Here is a 17,804-nt window from a genome sequence, read left to right as displayed (position 1 = left end):
CAGAGCTGGTGTGCGGGGTGGGGGAGACGGGGCTGGTGGGGGAGAGGTGGGGGAGCAGCTTGCGTTGATTCGGGAGACCGTGCGGAAGACCAAGGTGCCCAAGGCCAAGCCGCGCACGTGGCGGGGGGCGCCGTTGGCCAAGGAGTTGCCGGTGGCGCGGGTGTTGGTCGACAAGGGGCCGGTGCACCTGGACAAGCTGTGGGATTACGCGGTGCCGGCCGAGTTGGACGCCACGGCGCTGCCGGGGGTGCGGGTGCGGGTGCGGTTCGGGGCCGGGACGGGGCAGGTGCGGGGCGGGCGCCGGGAGGGTGGCGGGCTGCTCGACGGCTACATCCTGGAGCGGGTGGCCGAATCCGACTACCAGGGGCCGCTGGCCGTCATCGCCCAGGTCCTCTCGCCCGAGCTGGCGCTCGGGCCGGGGCTGCTCACGGTGTGCCGGCTGGTGGCCGACCGGTATGCGGGTTCCCTCGCCGACGTGCTGCAACTCGCCGTACCGCAGCGGCACGCCCGGGTCGAGGCCCAGCCGTCGCCGGCGCCGCTGCCACCGCCGGGGCCGCCGGAGCCGGGCGGCTGGCGGCGCTATCCGCACGGGCCCAGCTTCTTGCAGGCGCTGGCCAGGGGCGATGCGCCGCGGGCGGTGTGGACCGCGCTGCCGGGCCCGCAGTGGCCGGACGAACTGGCCCGGGCGATGGCCGCCACGCTCGCCTCCGGGCGCGGGGCGCTGGCCGTCATGCCCGACGGGCGCAGTGCCGCGCGGGTGGACGCCGCGCTCACCGCGCTGCTCGGCGCCGGCCGCCATGCGCTGCTCACCGCCGACAGCGGCCCCGAGGAGCGCTACCGCCGCTGGCTCGCGATCAACCGGGGCGCGGTGCGGGCCGTGGTCGGCACCCGGGCCGCGATGTTCGCCCCGGTGCACCGGCTCGGCCTGGTCGCGATCTGGGACGACGGCGACGCCAACCACAGCGAGCGGCACGCGCCGCAGCCGCACGCCCGCGAGGTGCTGCTGTTGCGCAGCGCGCACGAGCGCACGGCGTTCTTGCTGGGCGGCGTCAGCCGTACGGTGGAGGCGGCGCAGCTCGTGGACAGCCGGTGGGCGCTGCCGCTCGCGGCCGAGCGCGAAGTCGCCCGTGCCGCGGCCCCGTTGGTGCGCACGGTCGGCGACGAGCAACTGGGGTGGGACGGCGCCGCTCGGGCCGCGCGGTTGCCCAGCCTGGCCTGGGAGACGGCGCGCGCGGGCCTGCGGCACGGCCCGGTCCTGGTGCAGGTGCCGCGGCGGGGGTACGTGCCGCGGCTCGCCTGTGACCGCTGTCGTACGCCCGCGCGCTGCACCCGCTGTCAGGGGCCCCTCCAGGCGCCGGCCGCGGACGCGGCGCTGTGCTGCGGCTGGTGCGGGACCGGGTTCCCCGACTGGCACTGCCCCGAGTGCGGCGGGCGGCGGGCCCGGGCGCAGGTGGTGGGCGCGCAGCGCACGGCCGAGGAGTTGGGGCGGGCCTTTCCCGAGGTGCCGGTGTTGTCATCGAGCGGGGACCACATACGGACGACCGTCCCCGACCGCCCTGCGCTGGTGGTCGCCACGCCCGGTGCCGAACCCGTCGCCGCTGGTCCCGGCTATGCCGCGGCCTTGTTGCTGGACGGCTGGGCCCTGTTGTCGCGGCCCGACCTGCGGGCCGGCGAGGAGGCGCTGCGCCGCTGGCTGGCGGCGGCGGCGCTGGTGCGCGGGCAGGACGTGGGCGGCGTGGTGACCGTGGTGGCCGAGCCGACGCTGCGCCCGGTGCAGGCCCTGGTGCGCTGGGACCCGGCCGGGCACGCGGCGCGTGAACTGGCCGAGCGGGCCGAGCTGCGGTTCCCGCCGGTCTCCCGGATGGCGGCCGTCTCCGGGCCCGGCGGGGCCGTCGCTGACCTGCTCGATCTGCTGGAGCTGCCGGACACGGCCGAGGTGCTCGGCCCGGTGCCGGCGGCCGACCCGCGCCCTGGCCGGGGCGGCCGGGCGGGCGATGGGGCGGCCGAGCCGCGGCTCGCGACGCCGTTCGAGGCGTCCGCCGGGGCGCAGGAGTGGCAGCGCGCACTGATCCGAGTCCGCCCTGGCCAGGGCGCGGCACTCGCTCGCGCACTGAAGTCGGCCCAGGCCACGCGGTTGACCAGACGCCAGGGCGACCCGGTGTGGGTGCGGGTGGACCCGCCCGATATCGGGTGAGGGGTGAGGCCGTGGGTGCGTGCGGCGTGCCGTGCCGGTGCGGGGTCGCCGCCGGGCCCGGTCGCCGGGCGACGGCGGCGGAAGCCGGCCCGACCGGTCGGGCCGCGGGGAGGCCGCTGCGGAGGCGGGACGCGTACGGGCGGGCGTACGGGCTCGGTAGCCGACGGCCGGCCCGCTTCGGCCCGTGCAGCACACTGGCCCGGCGGTGAGGTGCCGCCGGGCCAGTGTGGAGGGGGAGGAAACAGGGGGTGGAGAGCGGAGAGCGGGGAGTTCGGCAGGTGGGGGACGGGGCGGCGGCGGTCAGCCGTTGCGGGGGCCGGGGAGGGCGCCCGGGCGGGGCTCTTCGCGGAGGGCGGGCCCGGCCGACGGGGCGGGGAGGGACGGGACGGAGCGGGCGGCGGGGACGATGGGGACGGCCGTCTCCGTCGGGCGCTCGGCCGTGCGCAGCACCTCACCGTCGCCGACGGCGGCCGAGGTGGAGCGCCGGCTGCCGTACCTGCGGTGCACCGCCTGCTTGGTGACGCCGAGCGCCGACCCCACCGCGTCCCACGAGAAGCCCAGTGAACGGTCGAAGTCCACCGCGGCCGTGACCAGCGTTTCGATGCTGTCCCGCAGCTCCTGCGCCAGCCGTACGGTGGGGGCTGGTGCCCGCCCGTAGACGACGAAGCCCGCGGACGGGCCGGTGCGTCGCGGGCGGTAGACGTTGCCGAGCTGGGCGGTGAGCGTACGCAGTGCGTCCACCTGCCGCCGGACCCGCTCGATGTCCCGGACCAGCAGATGGAGGCTGGCCCGAGCCTGGGCGTCGTGGGTTGCGTGGTCGGCCATGAACAAGCCTCTCGAACCGGCGTTGAAATTGACAGGGAATAAGGATCGGGCCGCTGGAGCAGCCCGATTTCGGTCAATCTGACTTGACCAACGCCCCAGCCGCCCTCGTGGTCACGGTCCGGGGCGCGCGGGGCCGGACCCGTACGCCCCCCGATCGGGGCTCGGCCCAGCGGGGGCCCGGCACCGGGCCCGCGCGCGGCCGGCGGCCTAGACTGGGGCGCCGTTCCGCAGCGTGTGAGAGGTAGTCCGCCAGACATGAAGCTCGTCTTCGCCGGTACCCCCGAGGTCGCCGTCCCCGCCCTGGACGCACTGCTCGCGTCCGACCGGCACGATGTGGTGGCCGTGGTCACCCGGCCCGACGCGCCCGCCGGGCGCGGTCGGCGGCTGGTCGCGAGCCCGGTGGCGCAGCGCGCCGAAGAGGCCGGCATCGAGGTGCTCAAGCCGGCCAAGCCGCGCGACGCGGACTTCCTGGCCCGGCTGCGCGAGATCGCCCCCGACTGCTGCCCGGTGGTGGCCTACGGGGCGCTGCTGCCCAAGGTGGCGCTGGACATCCCCGCCCACGGCTGGGTCAACCTGCACTTCTCGCTGCTGCCGGCCTGGCGCGGCGCGGCCCCCGTGCAGCACGCGGTGCTCGCCGGTGACGAGATGACCGGCGCCTCCACCTTCCTGATCGAACAGGGCCTTGACTCCGGGCCGGTGTACGGGGTGCTCACCGAGCAGGTGCGGCCCACCGACACCAGCGGTGACCTGCTGACACGGCTGGCCTTCGCCGGTTCGGGACTGTTGGCGGCGACCATGGACGGCATCGAGGACGGCACCTTGCAGCCGGTGCCGCAGCCCGCCGACGGCGTCTCGCTCGCGCCCAAGATCGAGGTCGCGGACGCGCAACTGGACTGGGCGGCGCCCGCGCTGCGGGTGGACCGGGTGGTACGCGGCTGCGCCCCGGCCCCCGGGGCCTGGACCCTCTTCCGCGGCGAGCGGCTGAAGGTGATGTCCGTACGGCTGGTCGTCGACCGTACCGACCTCGCCCCCGGTGAGCTGGCCGCGACGAAGAACGCCGTGTTCGCCGGCACCGGCAGCCACGCCGTCGAACTGCTGTGGGTGCAGCCGCAGGGCAAGAAGCCGATGGCCGGCGCAGACTGGGCGCGCGGGGTGCGGATCGCGGCGGGGGAGCACTTCGAGGCGTAGCCGCCGCGGCGGTCCTTGCTGCGCCGCCCCGCAGCCGCCCCGCGCCCCGGCGGCCGGCGGGGCACCTCGCGTACGCGCTCCCGCCGGCCCCACCTCGCGTACACACTCCTCGCCCCACCCTGCGCACGCATCCCACGCGCGCACCCCGCGTCCGGGCCCCGCGGGCCCCGTCCCGTCCGCAGGCCGCAGCCGTACGCCCCATCCCATCCGCTCCGCACCCTGGACAGGCCGGGGCAAGCTCGCCAACACTTTCCGGGACGGCGTCCGGATGGCCCCAACTCCCGTGTCCGCACGGCGCGTTCAGTGTCTCCCGTACGCCCGCCCAGGCCCCTTTCCGCTGCGATGAGGCGGCGCCCATGCGGTTCAGCTACGCCCTGCTCCCCGACTACCCGCTGGTCGAGTCCCTCGCCTCCATCCGGCTGGCCGACGCGCTGGGCTTCCACGCCTGCTACGTCGCGGACGAGACCTGGCACAAGGACCCGTGGCAACTGCTCGCGGTGGCCGCCGGGCAGACCCGCACCATCCGGCTGGGCACCTGCGCTTCGCCGGTCACCCTGCGCGATCCGACGCTGATCGCGCAGGCGCTCGCCACCTTGGACGAGCTCTCCGGCGGCCGGGCCGAGGCGGTGCTCGCCAGCGGGAACTGCGGCCTCCTCGCCCAGTACGGCATCGACGGCGCAGCCCACCGCCCGCTCTCCCGGGTCAAGGAGGCGCTCGGCGTGGTGCGCACCCTGCTCGACGAGGGGGCCATCACCCGGCGGGGCGCGTTCGCCTCGTACGAGGGGCTGTTCACCTTCGCCCGTCCGGTGCAGCAGCGGGTGCCGCTGAAGCTGGGGGCGATGCGCGGGCCGAGGTCGTTCGTCGCGGCGGGTGAGTCGTCGGACGGCTGCCACCATTCGATGAGCGCCACCCGGGAGGCGTACGAGTACGCCGTACGCCATCTGCGCGCCGGTGCCGAACGGGCCGGGCGGGACTGGCGCGACCTGGACATCGGCGCCTGGGTGGTCTTCGCCACCGGCCCGGACGGGGCGCTCGCCAGGGAAGCGGCCCGCAGCATGATCGGGCCGTACGCCTCGGCCGTCTCCGACGAGCAACTGCTGCGCAACGGCGTCGACCCGGGTGCCCTGCGGCCGGTGGTGGCCGCGGTGCGCGCCGGCGATCCGGCCCGTGGCATCGAGCTGACCGACCCGGGCGTCGTCGCGCGGCTCGCGATTGCGGGGACGCCGGCCCAGTGCGCGGAGCAGATCCGCACCCAACTCCGCCCGGCCGGCGTCAACCACGTGATCTGTGCGATCGTCGATCCGACGCTGGTGCGGCTGTTCACCGGGCGCGAGCTGCCCGGGCTGCCCGGGGTGGACGAGCAGTTGCGGCTCGTTCACGACGCGGTGCGGCCGGCGGTCGGGTGAGCCGCCGCCGGGGCTTGAAGCGCCCGCCACGCCGTGGCACGTAGGCTGGGGCCGTTCGTCTTCCCAGCTCCGGAGCACCTTTCGTGAACGATCGCCGCCCAGCCAAGCCCTACCGCCGGCCGAAGAAGGACCCCGTACGGGTGCTCGCCTTCGAGGCGCTGCGGGCCGTCGACGAGCGGGACGCCTACGCCAACCTGGTGCTGCCCCCGCTGCTCCGCAAGGCCAGGGAGGACGGCTCCTTCGACGCCAGGGACGCGGCGCTCGCCACCGAACTGGTCTACGGCACGCTGCGCTGGCAGGGCACGTACGACGAGATCATCGCCGACTGCGTCGACCGGCCGCTGCGCGAGGTGGACCCGCCGGTGCTCGACGTGCTCAGCCTGGGCGCGCACCAGCTCCTCGGCACCAGGATCCCCACCCACGCCGCGGTCAGCGCCAGCGTGGAACTGGCCCGGGTGGTGCTCGGCGACGGGCGGGCCAAGTTCGTCAACGCCGTGCTCAGGAAGATCGCCGCGGACGACCTGGAGGGGTGGCTGCGCCGCGTCGCGCCGCCCTACGAGGAGGACGCCGAGGCCCACCTGGGCGTCATGCACGCCCACCCGCGCTGGGTGGTCTCCGCGCTGTGGGACGCGCTCGGCGGTGGCCGGGCGGGCGTCGAGGCGCTGCTCGCGGCCGACAACGAACGACCCGAGGTGACCCTGGTGGCCCGCCCGGGCCGGTCCACCGCGGCCGAGCTGCTGGCGGCTGCGGGGCCCGACCGCGCGCTGCCCGGCCGCTGGTCGGCGCAGGCCGTACGGCTCGTCGAAGGCGGCGAGCCCGGTGCGCTCGACGCGGTGCGCGAGGGCCGGGCCGGTGTGCAGGACGAGGGCAGCCAACTGGTGGCCATGGCGCTGGCGAACGCCCCGCTCGACGGTGCGGACGCGCGCTGGCTCGACGGCTGCGCGGGACCCGGCGGCAAGGCCGCCCTGCTCGCGGCGCTGGCCGCCGAGCGCGGCGCGGCGCTGCTCGCCTCCGAGAAGCAGCCGCACCGGGCCAGGCTGGTGGCCCGGGCGCTGGCCGGCAACCCCGGCCCGTACCAGGTGATCTGCGCCGACGGCACCCGCCCGACGTGGCGGCCCGGCTCCTTCGACCGGGTCCTGGTGGACGTGCCGTGCACCGGGCTCGGCGCGCTACGCCGCCGCCCCGAGGCCCGCTGGCGCCGCCGCCCCGAGGACCTGGAGGGCTTCGCCCCGCTCCAGCGCGGACTGCTGCGCGAGGCGCTGGCGGCGGCCCGGGTGGGTGGTGTGGTGGCGTACGCGACGTGCTCGCCGCACCTGGCGGAGACCCGGGCGGTCGTCGACGACGTCCTCAAGGCCACCGGCGGCGCCGAGTGGATCGACGCCCGCCCCCTGCTGCCCGGCGTCACCGACCTGGGCGAAGGGCCTGACGTGCAGCTCTGGCCGCATCTGCACGGCACCGATGCGATGTACTTGGCGCTGTTGCGGCGTACGGGCTGACGTCAGCCCGGCCCGATCCCAACGGGGCCAAGCCGGGGCCGCGGGCCCGCGGCCCGGCTCCGCGCTCTCGCCGGCCGCGCCCCGGGCCGCTGCCGAGGGCCGCGACCCACCGCCGGGCCTCCGCCTCCGCGGCCGTTTCCGGCTACCCGCCCACAGCCGCTGACTCCGGGTGGCCACACAGGCCCCGTATTCGCGTAACGGTACGAACCACCGCGCCGGCCGTCCGATTTCCGCGATGTGACGGAGCAACCAGTTGGCTGGTACAGCGTGTTGCTGGCGGGGCGTGCATGATTCGTCGGGTGAATGAGTCGGGAGAGGCAGAAGGAACGGAAGAGATATCCGATCGGTCCCGAAGACGGTGGGGCGTGTTGGCCCAGCGGGACTTTCGGCTGTTGTGGATCGGCGAGACCGTCAGCGGGTTGGGCAACAGCATGACGTCGGTGGCGTTGCCGCTGATCACGGTGGTGGCGCTGGACGCGGGTGCCACCGCGGTCGGGCTCGTCGCCGCCGCGGTGTGGCTGCCCTGGCTGGTCGTGGGGCTGCCGGTGGGGGCCTGGGTGGACGGGATGCGCAAGCGGTCGGTGATGATCGTGTGCGACCTGGTGGCGGGCGCGGCCCTGGTGAGCATTCCGGTGGCGGCCTGGCTCGACGCGCTCACCCTGACCCAGTTGATCGTCGTCGCCCTGATCTGCGGCACCACCGGGGTGTACTTCAAGACCGCCTACCACACGTACGTCAAGACCGTGCTGCACGGCCGGGACCTGATGGAGGGCAACGCCAAGCTGCACGGCAGCGAGGCCGCGACCCGGGCCGCGGGGCCGGGGGCGATGGGCGTGCTGGCCCAACTCGTCGGCACGGTGGCCGGTTTGGTGGTCGACGCGGTCACCTTCCTGGTCTCCGCGGTGTGCCTGACGCGGATCGAGGTGGTCGAGCCCGCCAAGGCGCCCACCGCGGAACGGGTGCCGCTGCGCCGGCAGATCGCGGTGGGGCTGCGCTTCGTGGCCCGGGACAGGTACCTGCGGCCGATGGTGATCTGGGGCGCCACGGTCAACATGGCGCTGATGGGCTATCAGGCCGTGCAGGTGGTGTTCCTGGTGCGCACCGTCGGGCTCAGCCCGGCGATGGTGGGGCTCGTGCTGGCCAGCGGCAGCGTCGGCGGCATCGTGGGCGCGTTGCTGGCCACCCGGATCAGCCGCCTGGTGGGCTCGGCCCGGGGGCTGTTGGTCTTCCAGGCGGTGACCGCGCCCTTCGCGCTGCTGATGCCGCTGACCACGCCGGGGCCGGGCGTCTGGCTGTTCGTCACGGGCGCGCTGGCCGTCGGGATCGGCGTCGCGGTCGCCAACATCGTGGTGGGCAGCTTCCGGCAGTCCTACTGCCCGCCGCAGTTGCTCGGCCGGGTGGTGGCCACGGCCATGGTCATCAACCACAGCACCATCCCCCTCGGTTCGCTGCTCGGCGGCGTGCTCGGGGACGTGGTCGGCTACCGGTCCGCGGTGTGGATCATGACGGCGATCGTCGCCTCCTGCTGGCTGATCCTCGCCGCGAGCCCGATGCGCAGCGAGCGCGACCTACCCGACACCGAGGCGCCGGTGGAGCAGCCCGCGGCGGGCTGAGCCGGGCGGCCCCCCCCGCCCGCACGGGCCGGGGGTACGCGCCCGGGCGCACGGTGTGAAGCCGCCCGGGTACGCGCGCGCGATGACGGCCCGTGGCGGACGTACTCGATAGTGAGTAGCCCGGATTGTCGGCACGGCGGACGACGCGCCGGGGCCGTCCGGAAAGGCTTGAGGGGTTCCCCAGAGCAGTTACGGAGACCTCTCGTATGGCCAGTTACCTTTCTCGGCTGGGGCGTTGGGCGCATCGGCGCCGCCGCCGGGTCGGGCTCCTGTGGGTGGCCGCGCTGGCCGCCCTCTTCTTCGCGTCGGCCCATGCGCCCGAGCCCCCGGAGGACTCGACGTCCATGCCGGGCATCGAGGCGCAGCAGGCGTTCGACCTCATCAACGAACGGTTCCCGGAAGGCGAGGCGGACGGCGCGAACGCCCGCCTCGTCTTCGTCGCCCCGCAGGGGCAGCGGATCACCTCGGCCGAGCACCGCGCGACCATCGACGCGCTGCTGACCGACGTGGCCACCGGGTCGCAAGTGGCCGACGTGTCCGACCCGTTCGCCGGCCGCGGGGTGAGCGAGGACGCGGGCACGGCGTACGCCACCGTCGCGTACGAGGTGACGGAGGACGAGGTCAGCGACGCCAGCCGCAAGCAGTTGACCGGTGCCGTCGAGCGGGCCAGGGCGGCCGGGCTGACCGTGGAGGCGGGCGGCAACGCGCTGGAGGGCGAGGGCTCGGCCGGGGTCGGCGAGGCGCTCGGCGTCGGGGTCGCCGCCGTGGTGCTGCTGATCACCTTCGGGTCGCTGGCCGCCGCGGGGCTGCCGCTGGTCACCGCGCTGGTTGGGGTGGCGGTGAGCATGTTCGCGATCACCGCGCTCGGCAGTGCGCTCGGCCTGTCGTCGACCACTGGCGAGTTGGCGATGATGCTCGGCATCGCCGTGGGCATCGACTACTCCCTGTTCATCGTCTCCCGCTACCGCGAGGAGCGCGGGCGCGGCCACGGCCCGCAGGAGGCGGTGGGGCTGGCCACCGGCACCGCAGGCGCCGCGGTCGTCTTCGCCGGGCTGACCGTCATCATCGCGCTGGCCGGCCTCGCGGTGGTGGGCGTCCCGATGCTCACCAAGATCGGCCTGGGCGCCGCGGGGGCGGTCGCGGTCGGCGTGCTGGTGGCGCTGACCCTGGTGCCGGCGCTGCTCGGTTGGTGGCCGCACGCGGTCCTCGCCCGCCGGGACCGGCGGGCTGACCCGGGTACTGGGGGCGGGGGCGCCCGTGGTGACCGGCCCAACCGTGGTGCCCGGCGCATCCGGTTCGGCCGGGCGGGCGCGGGCCGCTCGGAGTGGCCGGAACGGGGTGGGGCAGCAGGCGTCGCTGCCGGCGCCCCCGCCGCGGGCAAGGCCAGCGCCTGGTGGGCCGGTTTCGTGCTGCGCCGCCCGGTGCCGGTGCTGGTGACCGCGGTCGTGGGGCTCGGGGCGCTCGCGGTGCCGGCGGTGGATCTGCAACTCGGTATGCCGGGCGACGAGGCGAAGCCCACGTCGACCACCGAGCGGCGGGCGTACGACGCGCTCGCCGAGGGTTTCGGGCCCGGGTTCAACGGCCCGCTGACCGTCGTGGTGGACCTGCGCGGGACCGTACGGCCGACGGCCGCCGCGGGGCGGGTCGCGGACCGGATCGCCGGCACCGAAGGCGTGGTCGCGGTCTCCCGGACCGAGTTCAACCGGGCCCGGGACACCGCGGTGTTGACCGTCACGCCCGCCTACGCGCCGACCAGCGAGCGCACCAAGGACCTCGTACACGCCATCCGCGCCCTGCGGCCGGCGGCCGAGTCCGACACCGGCGCCACCTTCGAGGTCACCGGCACCACCGCGCTCAACATCGACGTCGCGCAGAAGATGCAGGACGCCCTGGTGCCGTACCTGGTGGTCGTCGTCGGGCTGGCCTTCGTCCTGCTGCTGGTGGTCTTCCGGTCACTGCTGGTGCCGCTCAAGGCCGCGCTCGGCTTCCTGCTGTCGGTGCTGGCCGCCCTCGGCGTAGTCGTCACGGTCTTCCAACGCGGCCACGGCGCCGGCGTCTTCGGCGTGGAGCAGACCGGGCCGGTCATGAGCCTGATGCCGATCTTCCTGGTCGGCATCGTCTTCGGGTTGGCCATGGACTACCAGGTGTTCCTGGTCTCGCGGATGCGCGAGGCGTACGTGCACGGGGAGCGGTCGGGCCAGGCCGTCGCCACCGGGTTCGGGCACAGCGCGCGGGTCGTGGTGGCCGCCGCGCTGATCATGATGGCGGTGTTCGGCGGGTTCATGACGGGCGCGGACTCCATGGTCAAGATGGTCGGCTTCGGGCTGGCGAGCGCCGTGCTCTTCGACGCCTTCGTGGTCCGGATGGCGTTCGTCCCCGCCGTACTCGCCCTGCTCGGCGAGGCCGCCTGGTGGCTGCCGCGCTGGCTGGACCGGCTGCTGCCGCGGGTCGACGTGGAGGGCGCGGACCTGCGCCCGGCCGCGCCCGGCGGGCCGCTGCCGGCAACCGCCGGCGGACCGGAAGACGCCCCGCGCGCCTGAGCGGTGGCCGGGCCGCGCCGCTGCGGCCCGGCACTCCGCCCCCCCGCGGGGACCGCTGGCCGCCAGTCCACCCCGTCGCCGACCATGGGCCAAGGCTCACGACCGGAGAACTCATGCTCGCCAGCTTGCAGCGGTACGCCGACCGGCACCCCCGGCTCGTCGAGGGGGCGTTCCTGGCGTTGGTGTACGTCATCACCGCCAAGCAGTACGACCGCGGCGGCCCCGGCTGGACGGCCGGCACGGTCATCGCCGCCGGCTCCTGCTGCACCCTGCTGTTCCGCCGTACGCACCCGGGCGCGGCCGTGCTGGGCACCGGGTGGGTCGCCGCCGCCTCCGGCGCGCTCGGCTACGAGCTCGGCCCGCTGTTGCTGCTCCCGGTCATCGTGGCGCTGTACGAGTTGGCCGTACGGGTGCCGCAGCGGACCGCGCACTTGTACGGCCTCGGGGTCACCGGGTTGATCGTGTACGCGGCGCTGCGCTCGGAGGACGCCGTACTGCCCTGGACCGACCGGGTCGGGCCGACCGTCTTCTGGCTGCTGCTCCCTGTCATCCAGGGCGCCGCCGTCCAGGCCAGGCGCGCCTACCTGGAGGCGGTCCACACCCGCGCCGAACTCGCCGAGCGCACCCGCGAAGAGGAGGCAAGGCACCGGGTCGGCGAGGAGCGCATGCGCATCGCCCGCGAACTGCACGACGTGGTCGCCCACCACATGGCCCTGGCCAACGCGCAGGCGGGCACCGCGGCCCATCTGGTCCGCAGCCGTCCGGAGCAGGCCGAGCAGATACTCGGCGCGCTGTCCCACACCACCGCATCGGCCCTGCGCGAACTCCAGGCGGCCGTGGGCCTGTTGCGCCAGCCCGACGATCCGGACGACGGGGTCGACCCGGCCGAGCCGGCGCCCGGGCTCGGTCGGCTCGCCGAACTGATCACCGCGTTCGCCGCGGCCGGGCTCCAGGTCAGCGTGGTGGTGGACGGTGCGGAACGCCCGCTCTCACCCGGCGTGGACCTCACCGCGTACCGGATCGTCCAGGAGGCGCTGACCAACGTCACCAAGCACGCCGCGACGGGAACCGCGCAGGTCAGACTCGGCTATACGCACGAGTTGCTGACGCTCACGGTCAGCGATGGCGGTGGGAGGGGGAGTGGCAGGGGAAGTGGCGGGGGCGATGGTGGTGGCGGTGGTGGTGGGAGCGGTGGGCCCGCGCTGCCCGGTGGCGGCTTCGGTCTGATCAACATGCGGGAGCGGGCCCGCGGCGCCGGCGGCCGGCTCCGGGCCGGCCGCCGCCCGGAAGGCGGCTTCGCCGTCACCGCCGAACTCCCCATCCACCCTTGACCCTTGCCCGACCCTGGTGCCAACCCACCCGTAGGCCGTGCCTGCCCCCGACCCGCCACCCACCGACCCGTGAAGGGCCCCATGACCATCCGCGTACTCCTCGCCGACGACCAGACCCTGCTGCGGGCGACGTTTCGGATGCTGATCGACTCCTGTGCGGACCTGACGGTGGTCGCCGAGGCCGCGGACGGTACGAGCGCCGTCGCCGGCACCCGCGCGCACCGTCCCGACGTCGTCCTGATGGACATCCGCATGCCCGGTACGGACGGGCTCGCCGCGACGGCCGAGATCTGCGCCGACCCCGCGCTGCGGGACACCCGCGTCCTGATCCTCACCACCTTCCAGACGGACGAGCACATCGCCCGGGCGCTGCGGGTGGGGGCCAGCGGCTTCCTCGGCAAGGACGTGTCGGCCGATGCCCTCCTCGCCGGCATCCGCACCGTCGCGGCCGGTGACGCACTGTTGTCGGCCGCCGCCACCCGCTCCCTGATCACCCGGTTCCTGGCCACCCCGGCCCCGGACGCCCCACCGGCGCTCGCCGCCCAACTGGCCACTTTGACCGCCCGCGAGCGCGAGGTGCTCGGCCTCGTCGCGGACGGCAAGTCGGATGCGGAGATCGCCCGGGAGCTCTTCGTCAGTCCGCTGACCGTACGCACCCACGTCCAGCGCGCCAAGACGAAACTCGCCGCCCGCGACCGCGCCCAACTGGTCGTCTACGCCTACCAGTCGGGTCTGGCCAGGCCCCCGCGCTGAGCGGGACGTGGGGACCGGCCGGTGCCCCGGGCCCGAGGGCGCGAGGTGACCACGGCCCACGCACGGCATCGCCCCGGTGCGTGGGCCCGCCGCCGAAGCCGCAGGTCACGCCGTTGCCGTAGGCCACCCGGACGCGGCGCGGGCCGGGCCCACCGGCCGTACGGACGGCAGCCGCCGGACCCCGGGGCGCACCCGTGGGCAAGCCGCCCGGCCCGCCCGGTGCGGGCGGTCGGGGCGCCGCGGTGGGTGGCCGGGCGCGGACCGAGCGCACGGGCGGCGGTCCCGAGTCCGCCGTGCGGCGCGGGGCGTGGCAGGCTTGGCGGCATGGCCGTTCAGATCAGTCCCAGCATCCTGTCCTCCGACTTCGCCCGGCTGGCGGACGAGGCCGCAGCCGTATCGGGCCCCGACGGCGCCGACTGGCTGCACGTCGACGTGATGGACAACCACTTCGTGCCGAACCTGACGCTCGGCGTGCCGGTCGTCGAGTCGCTCGGCAAGGCGTCGGGCGTGCCGCTCGACTGCCACCTGATGATCGAGGACCCGGACCGCTGGGCCCCGCAGTACGTGGAGGCGGGCGCCGCATCGGTGACCTTCCACGTGGAGGCGGCACGCGCGCCGGTGCGGCTGGCGCGCGAGATCCGGGCCAAGGGTGCCAGGGCGTCGATGGCGCTCAAGCCGGCGACGCCGATCGAGCCGTACGAGGATCTCCTGCCCGAACTCGACATGTTGCTGGTGATGACGGTCGAACCCGGCTTCGGCGGCCAGGCGTTCCTCGACATCATGCTGCCGAAGATCCGCCGTACCCGGGAGCTCATCGCACGGCACGGCCTCCAGATGTGGCTGCAAGTGGACGGAGGGGTTTCGTCTTCGACCATTGAACGCTGTGCTGAGGCGGGCGCGGACGTCTTCGTGGCCGGTTCGGCCGTCTACGGCGCCGACGACCCGGCCGATGCGGTGCGCCGCCTGCGCGCCCAGGCCCAGCAGGCGACGGCCACGGCCGCATGGTCATGCGGACACTGAGCCACGGCTTGGTGAACGCCAAGGTAAAGGGCGAACCAAGGACCGCCGTTTCTGACAGGATGACGGTTGGTTCTAGAACGTGAACAGTGAGGAGAACGCGGTGTCGACGGGCCGTTCAGCCATGCGGATGGGACCCGCCGAGCTGGTGCAGGCGGCAGCCATGGCGCGCCGCTTCTACCTGGAGGGCAAGTCCAAGATCCAGATCGCCGAGGAGTTCGGCGTCAGCCGCTTCAAGGTCGCCCGGGTGCTGGAGACGGCGCTCGACCGCGATCTGGTGCGGATCGAAATCCGGGTGCCCGCCGAGCTCGACGCCGAACGCTCGGACGCCTTGCGCGCCCGCTACGGGCTGCGCCACGCGGTGGTCGTGGAGTCCGCGCCGGCCCCGCTGACGGAGGGTACGGACGACGCGTCGGCCCCCGCGGGCGGCGCCCCGACCGACCCGGAGAACCTGGGCGAGGTCGCCGCCGACCTGCTCGGCGAGCTGGTCACCGAGGGCGACGTACTGGGTCTCGCCTGGGGCCGTTCGACGATCAACATGGCGGCTGCCCTGCACCGGCTGCCGCAGTGCACCGTCGTCCAGCTCACGGGCGTGTACGACGCGGGGACGGCCGAGCGCGGCTCGGTCGAGGCCGTGCGCAGGGCCGCCACCGTCGCCGGCGGCGAGGCCCACCCCATCTACGCGCCGATGCTGCTGCCCGACTCGGCGACCGCCGCCGCGCTCCGCCGCCAGCCCGGCATCGCCCGAGCCTTCGACTACTTCGACAAGGTCACCGTCGCCGCGGTCTCCATCGGCTCGTGGGCGCCGGGCATCTCCACCGTCTACGACATGCTGAGCGAGGAGGAGCGCGCCCAGTACGCCTCGCTCGGCGCGGCGGCCGAGATGTCGGCCCACCTGTTTGACGCCGAGGGCCGGCGCATCGGCCGTGACCTGGGCGAACGCTGCATCACGGTGGAGGCCGACCGGCTGCGCCGCATCCCCGAGGTGGTGGCCATCGCGGGCGGGCTGCGCAAGGCGGAGGCGATCGGCGCGGTGCTCCGCTCCGGCCTGGTGACCAGCCTGGTCACGGATGCCGCGGTCGCCGACTACCTCCTCCTGGAGACCGGCCCAGGACCCCGCCCGGCGCTGGACCGGGCGGACCCGGACGGCACGGGCTGACGGCGGCTCGACCAGCGACCACCAGCGACTGACCACGGACTGCCGACGGGCGGTGCGGGGACGGCGCGGCCCCGCCGCGACCACACCCCGGACCGCCCGTGACGGTTTCCGCAGTCCGTTGCCGACGTGGCCACCGATGTGGTGGAGCCGCCCACACGCGCGGGCCAGGCGGTCACCCCTGCGACGACCGCCTGGCCCGTGCGGTCCGGTCCGGCCGGGCCTCGTTGCGGCGGGATGAGCGGCGCCTGACCGGATGCCGCGATGCCCCGGGGGGCGGCCTACGAGAACCGAACCCAGCGGCGGTACGGGCGCCCGGCCGGCGGATGCCTTCACGGCGGCCGGCCGGGCGTGGGTCCCGGCGGGCGGCTCAGTGCGGGCCGGCCGGCCAGCGCAGCAGGGCGCCGAGGCCACCGACCGGAGCGGCGCCCGGGTCGTTGACGACGAGGGCGTCGGCCCCGCTCGCCGCAGCCGACCGCAGCAGCGCGTCGTCCGCCCGGGCCGCCGCCGGACGCACCTCGCCGAGGTACTGCAACTCCGTGCTGCGCAGACCGAGTTGATCCCCCTTGGGACCCACCCACACCTCGCGTCCGGCGTCCGGCCCGGCAGGGCCGAGGAGCAGGGTGTCGATCTGGTGCTCCCGCGCCGCCTCCACCAGGGCCGGCACGCCGGCGACGGCCTGCCCGCCGCCGTCGTCCTCGCGCCCGGCGTGGTAGCGGTCCAGCACCTCGGCGGCGCGCTCGCCCTCGCGCACCGCACGCACCTGCGCGATGTCGCGGGCGAGCTGCGGGCTCTGCGAACCGGTCGGCCGCGCCCCGTGCTCGCTCTCCGCGGTGCGCGACCGCAGCGGCTCGGGCAGCAGGTCACGCACCACCTTCCGCTCCCGCGCGTCGCCGACCAGCAGCAGGACGTCGGCGCCGGTGCGCTGCCACACCTGGTGCGTGGCTGCGGCGATCTCCGCCGCGTTCTGCTCCCAGGTGTTCTCCACGGCCGTCTGGAAGTGGCGCTCGGACCAGTCCGCCGATGCGGTCTTGTGCACCGGCCAGTCGGCACCGCTGACCTGCCCCTGGTCCCGCTCGCCCGCGTCGTCGTGCAGCTCGAAGTCGGCTCCGATCCGGTCCACGTACGCCACCAGGCAGGTGGGGGAGTCCCCGACGGCGCGCACCAGGGGGGTGAGCCGGGGCAGCGTGGACCAGGCGGTGGTCAGCGGCGCGGCCGGCGGGCCCGGCAGCGGTACGTCCATCACGACCTCGCCGCCGGCGGCGAACACGGCCCGCCCGGCGCGCTTGCCGGACGCCTTCGGCCGGCCGATCGGGCCGTCCCCGGCCGGGCCGGCCAGCGCCGTGTGCACGGCCTCGCAGGTCGCGGCCGGCGCCCCGAGGTCCGCCAGTTCCTGCGCCGCGGCCCGGGCCGTCAACTCCTGCCGCTTGGCCGCGTCCTGCGCCGTGTACGAGGCGTCCACGTACACGGAGGCCCAGGGGCCGTCGTGGGTGAGGATCGGGTTGAGCAGCGACAGACGCATGGTGCCTCCTTGCGGTTCGTTCTCGGGGCCGGGATCGCCGTGTGCCCCCCGCCCGGGTGGGGCGTGGGTGACGGGCGCGCCGGCTGGTCGCCGGTGGTGCCGCGTGGTGCGGGGGAGCGCCCGCGGCGCGCGGCGGGTGGGGCCGGCGCGGCTCAGCTCGGTAGCACGGGCAGCACGCTGCTGCGGTAGAAGTCGAAGAATTCCCGTTGGTCCTTTCCGATCTGGTTGACGTACACGGCGTCGAACCCGGCGTCCACGAAGGCGCTGATCGCAGCCACGTGGCTGTCCGGATCGTCGCCGCAGGGCACGTTGCGGGCGATGCGCTCGCGCGGTACGAGCGTGGTGGCCTGCTCGAAGTGGCTCGGCGTGGGCAGGACCTGCGGCAGCTCGCCGGGCAACTGCTCGGTCGACCACAGCCGGTGCGCGGTGTCGATCGCCTGCTCGCGGTCCCGGCCCCAGCACACCTTGAGGCCGCCGCGTGCGGTCTTCGGTCCACCGCCGGCGCGCCGGAAGCGTGCGACGGAGTCGGCGTCGGGCGCCATGGTGACGTACCCGTCCCCGATCCGACCGGCGAGTTCGGTGGCCGCCGGGCCGAAGCCTGAGACGTCGATGGGAACCGGTTCGTCGGGGACCGTGTACAGCCGGGCGTTCTCCACGGTGTAGTGCGTGCCGTGGTGGCTGACCTCGTCGCCCGTGAGCAGCAGCCGCATCACCTGCACGGCCTCCTCCAGCATGGCCAGCCGGGGGGGGGGGGGGGGGGGGG

The 17,804-nt window shown here is 75.1% G+C and carries 13 protein-coding genes; 10 read left to right on the top strand and 3 right to left on the bottom strand.

The window, feature by feature from the left end; all coding sequences use genetic code 11:
- Positions 1-46: 46 nt before the first annotated feature.
- Complete coding sequence (locus ACMA1D_RS09350) at positions 47-2,194, top strand: primosomal protein N' (RefSeq protein ID WP_414723400.1); 2,148 nt, start codon at positions 47-49, stop codon at positions 2,192-2,194.
- 300 nt (positions 2,195-2,494) lie between these two features.
- On the opposite strand, the gene ACMA1D_RS09345 is transcribed toward ACMA1D_RS09350, so the two are convergent.
- Positions 2,495-3,019 carry a hypothetical protein gene (locus ACMA1D_RS09345; RefSeq protein WP_414723399.1) on the bottom strand — a complete coding sequence of 175 codons (525 nt, stop codon included), beginning with the start codon at positions 3,017-3,019 and terminating at the stop codon, positions 2,495-2,497.
- 255 nt (positions 3,020-3,274) lie between these two features.
- Between ACMA1D_RS09345 and fmt the strand changes: the two genes are divergently transcribed.
- The 9 genes from fmt to ACMA1D_RS09300 all read left to right on the top strand — a co-directional run bounded on the left by fmt (position 3,275) and on the right by ACMA1D_RS09300 (position 15,522).
- Positions 3,275-4,207, top strand: coding sequence for a methionyl-tRNA formyltransferase (fmt, locus tag ACMA1D_RS09340; protein WP_414723398.1), 933 nt, complete (start codon positions 3,275-3,277; stop codon positions 4,205-4,207).
- Between the two features lie 356 nt (positions 4,208-4,563).
- Positions 4,564-5,613, top strand: a complete 1,050-nt coding sequence (locus ACMA1D_RS09335) for an LLM class flavin-dependent oxidoreductase (RefSeq protein WP_414723397.1) — start codon at positions 4,564-4,566, stop codon at positions 5,611-5,613.
- Between the two features lie 83 nt (positions 5,614-5,696).
- Positions 5,697-7,109: an RsmB/NOP family class I SAM-dependent RNA methyltransferase gene (locus tag ACMA1D_RS09330; RefSeq protein ID WP_414723396.1), complete on the top strand. Its 1,413-nt coding sequence runs from the start codon at positions 5,697-5,699 to the stop codon at positions 7,107-7,109.
- Positions 7,110-7,408: 299 nt separating this feature from the next.
- Complete coding sequence (locus ACMA1D_RS09325) at positions 7,409-8,722, top strand: MFS transporter (RefSeq protein ID WP_414723395.1); 1,314 nt, start codon at positions 7,409-7,411, stop codon at positions 8,720-8,722.
- A 206-nt stretch (positions 8,723-8,928) separates the two neighbouring features.
- Complete coding sequence (locus ACMA1D_RS09320) at positions 8,929-11,262, top strand: MMPL family transporter (protein WP_414723394.1); 2,334 nt, start codon at positions 8,929-8,931, stop codon at positions 11,260-11,262.
- Positions 11,263-11,375: 113 nt separating this feature from the next.
- Positions 11,376-12,593, top strand: a complete 1,218-nt coding sequence (locus ACMA1D_RS09315) for a sensor histidine kinase (protein WP_414723393.1) — start codon at positions 11,376-11,378, stop codon at positions 12,591-12,593.
- An 81-nt stretch (positions 12,594-12,674) separates the two neighbouring features.
- On the top strand, positions 12,675-13,346 hold the full coding sequence (locus tag ACMA1D_RS09310; protein ID WP_414723392.1) for a response regulator: 672 nt from the start codon (positions 12,675-12,677) through the stop codon (positions 13,344-13,346).
- A gap of 324 nt (positions 13,347-13,670) precedes the next feature.
- Positions 13,671-14,366: a ribulose-phosphate 3-epimerase gene (rpe, locus tag ACMA1D_RS09305; protein WP_349991245.1), complete on the top strand. Its 696-nt coding sequence runs from the start codon at positions 13,671-13,673 to the stop codon at positions 14,364-14,366.
- A gap of 127 nt (positions 14,367-14,493) precedes the next feature.
- A complete protein-coding gene (locus ACMA1D_RS09300; RefSeq protein ID WP_414723450.1) occupies positions 14,494-15,522 on the top strand; it encodes a sugar-binding transcriptional regulator in 1,029 nt (342 codons plus the stop codon).
- 367 nt (positions 15,523-15,889) lie between these two features.
- Here ACMA1D_RS09300 and ACMA1D_RS09295 read toward each other — a convergent pair whose 3' ends face one another.
- Positions 15,890-17,041, bottom strand: coding sequence for a Vms1/Ankzf1 family peptidyl-tRNA hydrolase (locus tag ACMA1D_RS09295; RefSeq protein WP_414723391.1), 1,152 nt, complete (start codon positions 17,039-17,041; stop codon positions 15,890-15,892).
- A 152-nt stretch (positions 17,042-17,193) separates the two neighbouring features.
- The coding region (locus ACMA1D_RS09290; protein ID WP_414723390.1) for a TIGR03557 family F420-dependent LLM class oxidoreductase at positions 17,194-17,804 on the bottom strand (611 nt) is incomplete at its 5' end.

The organism is Streptomyces sp. 796.1, assembly GCF_047525675.1.
Lineage (GTDB): Bacteria > Actinomycetota > Actinomycetes > Streptomycetales > Streptomycetaceae > Streptomyces.
Note: the sequence above shows the minus strand (reverse complement) of the source record. Positions and strands in the feature narration are given on the sequence as shown.